The organism is Devosia sp. (assembly GCF_025809055.1).
GTDB lineage: Bacteria > Pseudomonadota > Alphaproteobacteria > Rhizobiales > Devosiaceae > Devosia.
Window position 1 is genome coordinate 1,702,502 of the sequence record NZ_CP075529.1, and the last position, 12,690, is coordinate 1,715,191.

At 64.4% G+C, this 12,690-nt stretch carries 12 protein-coding genes; 8 read left to right on the top strand and 4 right to left on the bottom strand.

The window, feature by feature from the left end:
* The first annotated feature begins 26 nt into the window (after positions 1-26).
* The 4 genes from KIT02_RS08310 to KIT02_RS08325 all read left to right on the top strand — a co-directional run bounded on the left by KIT02_RS08310 (position 27) and on the right by KIT02_RS08325 (position 4,552).
* Positions 27-2,234, top strand: a complete 2,208-nt coding sequence (locus tag KIT02_RS08310; RefSeq protein ID WP_297584837.1) for an ATP-binding protein — start codon at positions 27-29, stop codon at positions 2,232-2,234.
* Positions 2,231-2,896: a response regulator transcription factor gene (locus KIT02_RS08315; protein ID WP_297584839.1), complete on the top strand. Its 666-nt coding sequence runs from the start codon at positions 2,231-2,233 to the stop codon at positions 2,894-2,896. Before KIT02_RS08310 ends, KIT02_RS08315 begins: the two co-directional genes overlap by 4 nt.
* Positions 2,897-2,964: 68 nt before the next feature.
* Positions 2,965-3,678: a hypothetical protein gene (locus KIT02_RS08320; RefSeq protein ID WP_297584841.1), complete on the top strand. Its 714-nt coding sequence runs from the start codon at positions 2,965-2,967 to the stop codon at positions 3,676-3,678.
* Positions 3,671-4,552, top strand: a complete 882-nt coding sequence (locus KIT02_RS08325) for a hypothetical protein (RefSeq protein WP_297584843.1) — start codon at positions 3,671-3,673, stop codon at positions 4,550-4,552. Before KIT02_RS08320 ends, KIT02_RS08325 begins: the two co-directional genes overlap by 8 nt.
* Here KIT02_RS08325 and KIT02_RS08330 read toward each other — a convergent pair.
* A complete protein-coding gene (locus KIT02_RS08330) occupies positions 4,549-5,580 on the bottom strand; it encodes an Ldh family oxidoreductase (RefSeq protein ID WP_297584846.1) in 1,032 nt (343 codons plus the stop codon). The genes KIT02_RS08325 and KIT02_RS08330 overlap by 4 nt on opposite strands.
* A gap of 140 nt (positions 5,581-5,720) precedes the next feature.
* Between KIT02_RS08330 and KIT02_RS08335 the strand changes: the two genes are divergently transcribed.
* The 3 genes from KIT02_RS08335 (at position 5,721) to KIT02_RS08345 (ending at position 9,322) form a co-directional block, all read left to right on the top strand.
* Positions 5,721-6,617 carry an aromatic ring-hydroxylating dioxygenase subunit alpha gene (locus KIT02_RS08335; protein ID WP_297584849.1) on the top strand — a complete coding sequence of 299 codons (897 nt, stop codon included), beginning with the start codon at positions 5,721-5,723 and terminating at the stop codon, positions 6,615-6,617.
* Positions 6,618-6,839: 222 nt separating this feature from the next.
* The gene (locus KIT02_RS08340) at positions 6,840-8,549 is read left to right on the top strand and encodes a Rieske 2Fe-2S domain-containing protein (protein ID WP_297584851.1); all 1,710 of its coding nucleotides are present in this window, start codon (positions 6,840-6,842) and stop codon (positions 8,547-8,549) included.
* A 125-nt stretch (positions 8,550-8,674) separates the two neighbouring features.
* A complete protein-coding gene (locus tag KIT02_RS08345; protein ID WP_297584853.1) occupies positions 8,675-9,322 on the top strand; it encodes a glutathione S-transferase family protein in 648 nt (215 codons plus the stop codon).
* Positions 9,323-9,349: 27 nt separating this feature from the next.
* Here KIT02_RS08345 and KIT02_RS08350 read toward each other — a convergent pair whose 3' ends face one another.
* The 3 genes from KIT02_RS08350 to KIT02_RS08360 are packed head-to-tail and all read right to left on the bottom strand — an operon-like array spanning position 9,350 to position 11,342.
* The gene (locus KIT02_RS08350; RefSeq protein ID WP_297584855.1) at positions 9,350-10,093 is read right to left on the bottom strand and encodes a hypothetical protein; all 744 of its coding nucleotides are present in this window, start codon (positions 10,091-10,093) and stop codon (positions 9,350-9,352) included.
* A complete protein-coding gene (locus KIT02_RS08355; protein ID WP_297584858.1) occupies positions 10,090-10,968 on the bottom strand; it encodes an ABC transporter ATP-binding protein in 879 nt (292 codons plus the stop codon). Before KIT02_RS08355 ends, KIT02_RS08350 begins: the two co-directional genes overlap by 4 nt.
* A complete protein-coding gene (locus KIT02_RS08360; RefSeq protein ID WP_297584861.1) occupies positions 10,965-11,342 on the bottom strand; it encodes a GntR family transcriptional regulator in 378 nt (125 codons plus the stop codon). The genes KIT02_RS08355 and KIT02_RS08360 overlap by 4 nt, the downstream gene beginning before the upstream one ends.
* A gap of 143 nt (positions 11,343-11,485) precedes the next feature.
* Between KIT02_RS08360 and fabV the strand changes: the two genes are divergently transcribed.
* Complete coding sequence (gene fabV / locus KIT02_RS08365; RefSeq protein WP_297584865.1) at positions 11,486-12,655, top strand: enoyl-ACP reductase FabV; 1,170 nt, start codon at positions 11,486-11,488, stop codon at positions 12,653-12,655.
* Positions 12,656-12,690: the final 35 nt, after the last annotated feature.

Genomic DNA, 12,690 nt, shown 5'->3' on the forward strand with positions numbered 1-12,690 from the left:
CTAACATCACGACACCGGGGCTGTGGATGACGGCCGTAACGCTGCTTTGCGTTGCGACCTTTGTCATCGTGAGCATTTTCGCCACCAGCATCCCGCGCCTGGGGCTCAAGCTGGTCCCCGGCCCGCTCGATGATGGGGTCTATGTGGTGGGCGTGGAGCAGAACGCGGTTCTGGACGGACCGGCCCTCGTGTTTCCGTCCGAGCTGATCGCCATTGCCGCCGCCTCGACGCCGGATCAGGCTTTCGCCGTTGAACCCATCGACCTCATTCCCGAGGCCGATACGCTGCCCAGTTACCCCGAATTGCGCCGGTTTCTCGACCGGCAGCAGGCGCTTTTCGACATTCTGACCGAGGACCGGGTGGAACTGCACCTGCGCGACCCGGCCAGCAATGACATCTACACGGTTCTCGCCGAACCCTCCGGCGTGCCCCTCTGGCGGCTGCCGGACGGCTTTTGGGTCCAGCTGCTCACCGGCATAGCCAGCATGCTGATCGCCGGCTGGGTCTGGGCCCTGCGGCCGCACAGCCTGGGCCCGGCCTTCTTTGCCGCGACGGCCGTCGGAATGCTCATGGCCACCGGCACGCTGGCCATCTATGCCAATCGCGAGCTGGCCATCAGCGGCACCCTGTTCAAGGCGCTGATGCCGATCAACCATATCGGCACCATGCTGTTCGGCATTGCCATGGTCGCCCTGCTGCTGACCTATCCCCGCCGGATCGTGCCGCCCGCCTGGCTCCTCGTGCTGCCGATCATGATCGGGATTTTTCTTTTCGCCGAACTCAACGAGATAGGCCCGGGGCCCTTCCAGCTCTATGGGGCGGTGGCCGTATTGATGGCCGCCATCCTCGTCGCCATCGCCCTGCAATGGTGGCACACCCGCGACAAGCCATCCGACCGCGCGGCATTGGGCTGGCTCGGCCTTTCCGTCGTGGCGGGCTCAGGTGCCTATACCATCCTGGGCGCTGCGCCGGTGCTGCTGGGGATACCCTTCGGGCTGCCGCAAAGCCACGTCACCGGCGTCCTGATCGTCATCTATGTCGGCCTGGCACTGGGCCTCAGCCGCTATCGGCTGTTCGAGTTGGGCGACTGGGCCTATCGCGTGCTGTTCTACACCATTGGCGTGGTGCTGCTGCTGGTGATCGACGCCGGGCTGATCTTTCTCCTGCAGTTCGAAACGGCCCCGGCCCTTGGCGTTTCGCTGCTCTTGGTCGGCTTCGTCTATCTGCCGGCGCGGGACTGGATCTGGCGGCGCCTGACCGCCCGTCGCCGCATCGAGCAGGATGAGCTATTTTCCGCCGCCCTCGAAATCGCCTTCGCCCCCTCGCCCGATGATGGGGCACGCGAATGGCGGGCCCTGTTGCAGCGCCTGTTCGATCCCCTGGAGATCGAACCGGTCACCGCGACGACCACACGGCCAGCCGTCTCCGGCGACGGCCTTGCGCTCGATCTGCCGGCCGTGGGTGGCTCGCCGCCCTTACGCGTGACCTTCCCCTTTGGCGGCCGGGGATTGTTTTCGCCGGCGCATCTCAAGCTGGCCACCAATCTCGTGACGCTGACCGAGCGCGCCGAGGAAAGCCGCCTCGCCTATATGCGCGGCGTCGGTGAAGAACGCCGCCGCATGGCGCGCGACCTGCACGACGACGTCGGCGCCCGCCTGCTGACCGGGCTCCACACCGCCGACGAGCAGACCCGGCCGACCCTGCAGGCGGCCCTGAGCGACATTCGCGCCATCGTTAGTGGCCTCGCCGGCGAAGAAGCCAGCCTCGACCGCGTCCTGGCCGCAACCCGCCACGAAGCGGCTCGGCGCCTCGAAGCCGCCGGTATTGTGCTCGACTGGCCCCTGCCCGAAGCCGAGACCGAGGCAGTCCGGCTCGATTATCGCCTGCACAAGGCCCTGGCGTCCTCCGTGCGCGAGATTGTCTCCAATGTCATTCGACATTCCGGCGCGACGACGCTGACCGTCACACAGGCGGTGCGCGCAGACGGACTTGACCTGCAGTTTGCCGATGATGGGCGGGGCCTGTCCGAAGACGCCCGGTCCGGCGAAACCGGGGGTTATGGGCTGCGGAGCCTGCGGACGCGCATCGAGGACGTGGGTGGCCAGCTTGGTTTCGGTACGCCCCGGAGCGGGGCGGGCACCGAGGTAAGCCTGGCCATTCCGCTGCGCCTTGCGACCCGCACCCCGGAACCGGGGGTGCAGTCGGTTGATGGCCAGATAGACTTCGGGACATGAGCCCAAAAGACACCCCAAATACCGCACGCCGCTGCCTGCTGATCGAGGACCAGCCGACGACGCGCGACTGGATGCTTGCGGTTCTGGCGCGCGCCTTCCCCGGCATCGTCGTGGAAACCGTGGGTACGCGGAAGGCGGCCATGGCCTGGCTCGACAAGGGCGCGCCGGACCTGTGGCTGGCGGTAGTCGATTTGGGCCTGCCCGATGGATCGGGGATCGACATCGTCAAGCGCCTGCAGCAGGAATTTCCGCAGGTCCTGCCTGTTGTCGCCACCATCTATGATGACGACGCGCATCTGTTCGAGGCCATTTCAGTGGGTGCGCGCGGCTATGTCCTCAAGGATGAAGAGGCCGATCTGCTGGTCGGCTATCTGCAACGCATCGAGCGCGGCGAGCCGCCCCTGTCGCCATCGATCGCCCTGCGCATGCTCAGCCATTTCCGCGCCCCGGCATCCGTGCCCGACGATGATGCGGGCCTGTCGCCGCGCGAAACCGAGGTGCTGACCCTGCTCGCCCGTGGCCTGACCGTGGCCGAGGCCGCGCGGCGCCTTGGCCTGCAACCGCAGACCGTCGCCTCCTATGTGAAGGTCATCTACCAGAAACTGTGCGTGTCGAGCCGGGCCGAAGCCACCCGCGAAGCCATCCGCCGGGGCCTGGCCTGATCCACCCCCGGTTCCGGGGCTGCCGGCCATGGCGGGGAGGGCTATTGAGGGGTATCGGAGGAAGCCCCATGAAATCGCGCTCTGTCCTGCCTCTTGTTGTCGCCGTCGGCGTGGTCACCCTGCTGTTTCTGCCGGCCGACAGTTTCGCCGAACCACTCGACATCTCCACCCTGGACAGCGCCTGCATCGCCACCGAGCTCAAGAACTGCGTGGTCATCACCTCGGGCCGTCTCAACCAGCCCTGGGGCGATGCCGAAGGCGCGCCGATGCTCGCCTGGCAGACCCAGTCCGGGTTCACCGATGTCGACGGCGTACTTGGTGGCTTCGTACTGCTGACCCATCGCCAGGATGGGTGGGAGGTGCTGGACAGTGGGTTTGACGGCCACGATTTCTCCCCGCCCATGCTCGGCATGGACGGAGGCATGCTGCATATCTCCGGCTATACCGGCGGCACCGGCGCCTACAATGTCGACCGCCTGTACGTCTGGGAAGACACCGGCGCAGCCCGGCTCATCGAGGACTGGATCCCCGTGGATATGGGGCAGTGGCGCGAGGCCGTAGGCCCCATGCTGCCCGAAGGTCTCGAGATCTGGAAAGGTGTCGACTTCGACTTTTCGGACTGGTTTTACGGCACTCTGGACGCACGGACGCCGCTTTGGCGGGCGGATGACGGCAATTGTTGTCCGACGGGCGGCTGGGCCACAATTCGCTTCGAGATCGACGACCAGCACCGGCTGATGCCCGTCGGTCTCGACTATGTGCCCAACAGCCCGGATGACTGACCTTGCCGGGGTCCTGCTGAGACTGCTGGGCGGCTTCTATGTCTTTGCGGGCCTCGCTGCCATGCGCGCAGCGGCCGCCGACCGCATGATGGACCTGATGCTGAGCGCCATCACGCTCAAGCCGCAACCGCCGCGCGAGGCGCAAAGGCGCATTCTCTGGGTGATTTCGGCCCTGGCCATCGGCATGGGTGGTGCGGCCCTCGTCGTTCTCAGCATCTGGGCGATACCGCTTTTCGCAGCCGGACTGGCCACGCAGGCCTTTTACCTGGCCTGGGCGCGGGGCGCTTATCCGCCCGAAACGCCGGACGAGGAAAAGGGCCGCCGCCAGACCATCAATGCCGCTTTGCTCTATGCCGTCGCGACCGCCGCCGTTGCGGCTGCCGGCTGGGCGGGCCTCTTCAATCCATGGACTGATCCCTGGGCCCTGATCGCGCCGGCCACGGGTCTCTTCATTGCAGCAACGGTCGGTCAGCACCTGTTCTGGACCCCAAGGAAGCAGACCGGGTTCGACCTCGGACCCGATGACGAACCGGAGCCCGCCCCGGGGCCACCGGTGCGCCGGGTGCGCCTGGAGCCAAGCTGGGGCGGTGTGTTCCTTGTTGATCTCGATACGGGCTTCGGCGTGGACCTATGGGACGCCTTTGACAATGCCCTGGCGGATCGCATCTATCACTGGAGCCTGGCTTTCCATGCCTCAGAGGATGAGCAGGATCAGCAAATCTGGGCCCAATTTGCATCCGGGACCGAAGCGGCCGCCCATCGCCGGGAGGGCGAGGCGATCATATCTGAACTGGCGGCAGTCCTGGGACCGGACAATGTCGAAGGGCCGATCTATCCCGCCGAAACCCGGTTCACCGGTCCTTCTGACCTCTAGAGCTCCAGAAAGGCCACCGTGTCCGGATCGATAGGAATGCCATGGGCGCGGCGATGATCCATCTCCGCCCATTCGCGGTCGCCCGGCGCCATGACGGCTCCGCCTGCTCGGGCCGGCGAACCGCGCAGCGCGGCAAGGTAATTGCCGATGGCAGAAGCAAAGGCGGCCCTGCCGGCAAATTTGTCGGGATCGATCACCAGCACGAAGTGACCCATATTGCGCGGGGTCGAGACATCTTCTGTGCCATACATCGGGATGAAATCCGGATCGAGCGTCGTACCGGTCAGGAGCGCCGAAAACAGCGTCGCCACCCCCGCCAGGGCCGCACCCTTATAGCCATAATCGACGCCGCCGAGCGGCAGCAGCATGTCGGCCTCATGCGGGTCGGTCGTCGGCGTGCCATCCGGCTTTGCTGCCACGCCCTGCGGCAAGGGCTGATCCAGCGAGCGATGCAGCAGGACGCGATTGAGCGGAATGGAACTGGTGGCCATGTCGAGGAGCCAGGGCCGGGTTCCCTCGACCGGGGCAGCGAAGGCGAGCGGGTTGGTGCCGTGGAATTTCTGCGCGCCATCGAATAGCGCAACCATGGAATCGGTATTGGTGGTGGCAAAGGTCACAAATCCTTGCTCGGCGCCCGCCATCGCATAGGCGCCGGCGGCGCCCAGGTGCGAGGACCGGCGGATGCCGACAGCCCCGACACCGGCCTCGCGGGCCAGGTCCATGCCCACCTCGACGGCCTTGTAGGCCGCATAATGTCCGAGGCCATCATCGCCATCGATCATGGCGCTGCCGGCGCCGCGCTGTTCGACGCGCAAATCGGGATGCTTGTTGAGCCTGCCGCCCGCCAGCATCCGGCAATAATGGCCGGCAAGGCGCACGCCGTGGCTGTCGACCCCGACGAGCGAAGCGTGGAGCATGGCTTTTACCGCCGCCGCCCGCGAGTCGGCGCTGGCGCCCGCTTCGGTCAATTTCGCTTCGACGCGCTGTCGCAGCAGGGCTTCGTCAAATCTGGGTGCATCGCTGTCCATGGCTTGCTTGTGCCCCCCGCACCCCGGAATGGCAAGCCACCTGGGACACCGGTCCCTCCCTGCATGGCCGCTCGCCGAACTTTATGCTGGCACCAGACGCGCATCGGATTATGCTGGTCTCAAGAGTTGAGACTATGCCCATGCCCAAGAGCCCCGACCCTATCACAGCCAATCTCTGGCACGTCCTGGCGGCCATCGACGAGATGCCCATCGGCCGCATCGAAACCACGATACTGCTCGATCAGCCCATCGCAATGACCCGCGCCGAAGACGGGCAGCCCGTCATCTGGCGGCGCACCGATGAGCAGACCGGCGACGAAATCGACCCCGAAAGCATTCTCGACCGGCTGCCGGTCAAGGCTGCTTATGGCTATGCCTGGACATGCCTGGGCACCCCGGCGATCGATCTGTTCCCGATCCCCGAATATGCCGAGGCCGATCGCAAGAACATGAATTGCGGCTCCATCGGCCTCAACGTGTCGGCGCCCCGGGCCGTGGAAAATTTCCTCGATATGGGGCATTTCCCCTATGTCCACACCGACATTCTCGGGGCCGAGCCGCATACCGAGGTCAAGGAATACGATGTCGAAGTCTCCGAGGAGCGCGACGAGGTTCTGGCGACCAAGTGCCGCTTCATCCAGCCGCGCGCGGCAAAATCAGCGACCCGGCCGATGGAAGTGGAATACGTCTATCGCGTACCCCATCCCTTCTGCTCTGTGCTCTACAAGTCGTGTCCCGAGGACGAAAACCGCCGCGACGTGATCGCCATCTTCCTGCAGCCCATGGGCGAGGAACGCTGCCGGGCGCATCTGTTGCAATCCATGGTCGACTCCCATTCCACGCTCAAGGAATTGCGGCGCTTCCAGCAGACCATTTTCGGGCAGGACAAGCCCATTCTCGAAAACCAGTATCCCAAGAAACTGCCGCTCGACCCACGCGCCGAGACCCCGATCCGCGCCGACAAGAGCGCCATCGCCTATCGCCGCTGGCTGAGCCAAAAGGGGATCACTTATGGGGTAATTCCCCAGGCGAGCTAGTCTTCTACGGTGTCATTCCCGCGAAAGCGGGAACCTCCGTTAGGAACAGGGGTCCCCGCTTTCGCGGGGATGACGCCGAGACAAACAAAACACCCCGTACGCCAGGGTGGTTTGCGACTGAAATTCGATCGTGGCGCGATCCCTCAAAGCGTTTCCAGCAAAAGTGGCCTTCCGGTTTTGCGGTTCGGAAACGCGGCACAAAGAGAATTGGATCTGATCGACATGCCCCTCTCCGTCACAGACCCCACCTGGTACCCCATCGCTTCGAGCGATGAACTGCCGTTCCGTCACGTCTATCAGGGCCAGTTGCTGGGCCGCGAACTCGCGGTCTGGCGCGCCGACGACGGCAATGTGAACATCTGGGAGAACCGGTGCCTGCATCGCGGCGTGCGCCTCTCCATCGGTATCAATGAGGGCCAGGAGCTCAAGTGCCAGTATCACGGTTGGCGCTATGCCAACCGCTCGGCAGGCTGCACCTATATTCCGGCCCATCCCGCCGATGCACCGGCCCGGCGTATCGAGAACCGCAAGTATCCGGTGCGGGAGGCATTCGGGCTTATCTGGTCGGCGGCCAACGACGACCTGCCTTTCACCCCCTTCCCCGGCGCCGGGAACCACGCCTGGTTCGCGCTGCGCCCCATGCCGGTCAATGCAGCGCCGGACGATATTGCGGCCGCACTCGCACGGCTGGCACCCGACGATGCGCCGGCCGATACGCTGCCGGGCCTCGCCGTAAGAGTTGGCGGCGCCGTGTATTTCGTCCAGCCGGTCGATGCCGGCCGTGCCGTGATCCGGGGCCTCCTGCCCGACAGGCCGGCCGACGAATTGGCGGCCCTGCGCCGATACAATGAAGTGCTGACGGGCCTCCGGGACCGGCTGGAACGCGCCGCCAGCCGCAAACCCGCGCCGGAGCCGCTGGTGCCGCTCTACGAAAAGGTCTCGGCCGATCTCGCCACCATGCCGGAAATAGCCGTGCCCCGTGGCAATACGCTGAACGTGGTGGTCAAGCGCAAATGGCAGAATGCCGAGGGCGTCACCAGTTTCGAGCTGGCCGATCGTGATGGCCGGCACCTGCCGACCTTCCAGCCCGGCGCCCATATCGACGTCCACCTGCCCAATGGTCTGGTTCGCCAGTATTCGCTCACCAATGGCCCGGGCGATCTGATGAGCTATGTCATTGGCGTCAAGCAGGAAAGCGCCTCCAAGGGCGGCTCGAAGGTGCTGGTCGAAACGGTGCGCGAGGGCGATGTTCTCGCCATTTCCGAACCGCGCAACAATTTCCCCCTGCGCCGCGACGCCACCCGAACCGTGCTGATTGCCGCCGGTATCGGCATCACGCCGCTCTTGTCCATGGCTCGTTTCCTCGACAAGTCCAATCTCAATTACGCCCTGCACTATTTCGCCCGCTCCGAGCAAAGCACCGCCTTCAGCGCGGAACTCGGCGTGCTGCATGGAACCATCGAAAAGCATGTGGGCCTGGCGCGCCCGGCCATCCGTGAAAAGGTTGCCGAAATTCTGGGGCCCTACGACTTCGCCAACCATGTCTATATCTGCGGGCCCGGCGCCATGCTCGAAATGGTGCAGGAGCAGGCAGCAGCGCTCGGCTGGCCCGACGAGGCCGTGCATTTCGAGTATTTCCAGAACGACAAGGTCATCGACAGCTCGACCGCCTTTGACGTGGAACTGGCCCGTTCGGCCATGACCCTGCACGTGCCGGCCGGCAAGACCATTCTCGAAACCATGCGCGAGGCTGGCCTCACCGTCCCCTCCTCCTGCGAACAGGGCGCCTGCGGCACCTGCCTCACCGCGGTGATGGAGGGCGAGGTGGACCATCAGGACGTATATCTCAACAAGACCGAGAAGGCGTCGAACACCTGCATCATGACCTGCGTTAGCCGCGCCAAATCGGAGCGGCTGGTGCTGGATATCTAGCCAGGCACGGCGCTTCATCAGACCTCATCCTGAGCCTGTCGAAGGACGAGGTCGTGCCATCAGATTTTCGCGTACCCGACCTCGTGGTTCGACAGGCTCACCATGAGGTCTCAAAGGCAAAGCAAATGACCATTGCGCTCTACGATTTCGAACTCTCCGGCAATTGCTACAAGCTGCGCCTGATGATGAGCATTCTCAACCTGCCCTATGAGATCGCGCCGGTGGAATTCTTCCCGGCCCGCGAACACAAGGCGGACTGGTTCCTGAGGCTCAATCCCTTCGGGCAATTGCCGGTGCTTGTGGACGATGGCCTGACCCTTTCCGATTCCGGAGCGATCCTGGCTTATCTGGCCCGCAAATATGACGCGGGCGGCACCTGGCTTCCCGACAATCCGGCGCTGATGGCGGAGATCCTGCGCTGGCACGCCGTGGCCGATGACATCACCGCGACAGCGTCGGCCGCGCGCCTGGCCCTGAGCTTTGATTTCGATTTCGACATCGAAAAATGCCAGCGCGGGGCCCACCGCATCTTTCGCCTGATGGACGAACATCTCTGGTTCGGTGAACGCGAGGGGCGTCAGTGGCTGGCCAGTGCGCCGCATCCGACCACGGCCGACATCGCCTGTTTCCCCTATGTGATGCTGTCCGAGGAGGGCGGGATATCCCGGCAGGACTATCCGGCCCTGCGGCGCTGGACCGACCGGGTCCGCCGCATCCCCGGCTTCATCGTCATGTCGGGGATTTTTCCGGCCGGACCAGCCAGGTCCGATTGAAAGCGGCCCACCCTTGAATGGCGCGCCCTAAACCGCCTTCTTCTTGATCGCGACATTGCGACCGCAGAGCCAGGTCACGGCGAACAGCACCGCGACACAGAGCAGGTGCAGCGCCGTCGCCAGCCACGCATTGGGTTCGGTCGGCACCAGGCCCTCTTGCACGAGAAACTGCAGCGGGCCATCCCGGTTGGCCATGCCCACACTCGCAATCAGGCTGAGGGCAACTGCAAACGGAATGGCCAGCGATCCGATATAGGCACCGCGATACCACGCGACGCCCAGGAACAGGCCGCCCGCACCGTAGAGCGTGAAGATCAGCCAGTAGTGCAGGAAGACGAGATGCACCTCAAGCGGATGATCGTAGAGGTGAGACCCATCAACGGCCTGCGGCCATCCGGCAAGATGGTATATCAGCGCCTCGGGAAAAAAGGTCACGATGCACAGCGCGGCGACCATGGCAGCGAACAGCGGCACGAAGATGAAAGCCGACTTGAGATAGCTGCGCCGGCTCTGCCCATGCGCCACATGCAGTTCCAGATACTGTCCGCCGACATAGCAGCCGATGGCCAGCACATACCATTGCACAATACCCAGTCCGATGACCCAGCCGCTCACTTCGATGGGCCGGAAAAAGGACACGACGACTGGAATGACCAGCATGAGCACCGAAAATGCGCCCCAGATCATGACGGTAAACAGGCCCTGCTCAGCCAGCAGGCGTTTGGGAAACACGGCGAAGCCGCGCGGAATACGGGCGGTCACAGTGGTCATGGCTGGCTCCCTTCGGCGGTGATGTGTACGAAAATGTCTTGGATCGGCAGTCCGCCGACGTCGAGCCGCTCGGCCGCGGCACGCTCGGTTATCCGTGCCATCTCGCCAAAGACGGCAACCGATCGCGTCGGCCCCAGGTCGCGCGTCGACAGGACACGCAGGCCCTCGGTCGCCCGGTCCACGGCCTCGCGGGGCCCGACCAGGGTCGCGCCCCGCGCCTGGAGCGTCTCGGCATCCTCACGCAGCACCATCCGGCCCGCGTCGATGATGACGATGTCCGAAAACAGCCGCGCCACTTCTTCGATCAGATGGGTGGACAGGACGATGATCCGTGGATTGTCCATGTAGTCGGCCAGAAGCGCCTCGTAGAAGGCATAGCGCGTTGGCGCGTCCATCCCCAGATAGGCCTCGTCGAACAAGGTCAGCGGCGCCTGGCTTGCCAGCCCCAGCGCCGAGGCCAGCGCCGAACGTTGCCCGCGCGAGAGCGTGCCGACTTTCTTCTTACGGTCGAGCTTGAACGTATCGAGGAGGCGCCCCGCCAGCGCCTCCGACCAATAGGGACGCATATCCGCGGAAAATTCGAGCGCATAACCGATGGTCTCGGTGCCATCCACCATGTCGCCGCTTTCGCGGATGAGGCAGATCTGGCTGGTCGCGGCCTCATTGTCGAAAACCGGCAGGCCATCGACGAGCACTTGGCCACCATCGGGCCGGCGCAGTCCGGCCACCGCTGACAGCAGCGTCGTCTTGCCCGAGCCGTTGCGCCCGAGCAGGCCGCAAATGCCGACCCCCTCCAGTCGCAGCGACAGCCCGTCCACGGCCACGACATCGCCATAGCGCATGGTGAGGTTTTCGATATCCAGCGTCACGGTCATGACCGTTCCTTTCCGTTTGCATCAACCGCCGCGCGCACCTGCTCGGCCACCTCGTCCAGCGACAGGCCCAGTGCTCTGGCCTCCGCGATCATTGGCGCCACATGTTCGGCAAAGAAGCGCTCGCGCCGCTCGACCAGGAGCTTGGCCCGCGCCTCCGGGCTGACGAACATGCCCACGCCGCGCCGCTTGTAGAGCAGCCCCTCGTCAATAAGCTCCTGGAAGGCCTTGGCGGCGGTGGCCGGATTGATGCCGTAAAAGGCAGCATACTGATTGGTGGACATGACCTGTTGATCCGCATCCAGCGTGCCGGTGACGATATTGGCGCGGATGCGATCCCCGATCTGCCGGTATATCGGAACCCTGTCGCTGAACACGCTCGCCTCGTTGGTTCGTTACTTCACTAATGAACCATATAGGTCGTGCCGGGTGGCCGTCAAGGGTGGGGCAAAACGTCGGCCACGACTGGCACTGAGAGGCCAGAACGGCTATTGCCTTGGGAAACACGAGGAGAAATCCCATGATCATCGAGCCCAAGATCCGCGGTTTTATCTGCACCACCGCCCATCCCACCGGCTGCGCCACCAATGTGCAGCGCCAGATCGACCACGTCGTGATCAAGGGGCCGATCCCCTCGGACCGCAAGCGCGTCCTCGTGCTCGGCTGCTCCACGGGCTATGGCCTGGCCTCGCGTATCGTCACCACCTTTGGCAGCGGCGCCGACACGGTTGGCGTGTCCTTCGAGCGCGAACCGGGGGAATCCAAGCCCGCTTCGGCCGGCTGGTACAACAACCGCGCCTTCGAGAACCGTGCCCGCACCGCCGGCTCCAAGGCCGTGACCATCGAAGGCGACGCCTTCTCGGACGCCGTCAAGGCCGAGACAATTGAAGCCATCAAGCAAACGCTCGGGCAGGTGGACCTGGTGGTCTATTCGCTGGCCTCGCCGGTGCGCACCGACCCCAAGGACGGCGTGACCTATCGGTCCGTCATCAAGCCCTATGGTGGCGCGGTGACCTCCAAGACCCTCAATACCGGCACTGGCGAAGTCTCCGAGATCAGTGTCGAGCCGGCCACCGAGGAAGAAGCCGCCGCGACCGTCAAGGTCATGGGTGGCGAGGATTGGGAGCTCTGGATCAAGGCGCTCTCGGATGCCGGTGTGTTGGCCGATGATTTCCTCTCGCTCAACTACACCTATCTCGGTTCCGAGCTGACCTGGCCGATCTATCACAAGGGCACGCTGGGCAAGGCCAAGGCCGATCTCGACCGCGCTGCCCAGGCCATTCGCGATACCCATGGCAAGAACGCCGCCCATGTCGTGGCGCTCAAGGCCGTCGTAACCCAGGCCAGTTCGGCCATTCCGGTGGTGCCGCTCTATGGCACGCTGCTGATCAAGGTCGAGGACGAAATGGGCCTCAGCGAAGGCCCGATCCACCAGATCGACCGCCTGTTCCGCAAGAAGCTGCAGGGCGATCTGCACCTCGATGAGGACAACCGCATCCGCGTCGATGACTGGGAGCTTTCCCAGGCCATGCAGGCAGAGCTGGCCAAGCGCTGGAAGGTGCTGACCACCGAAAACCTCGGCGAATTGGCCGACCTCCCCAAATACCGCGAAGAGTTCATGCGGCTCTTTGGTTTCGCGGTTGGCGGCGTGGACTATTCCAAGGATGTCGATCCGCGCGTAGTCGAGTAATCAATGTGAAGGGGCGCCGCCGGCGCCCCTTTTCC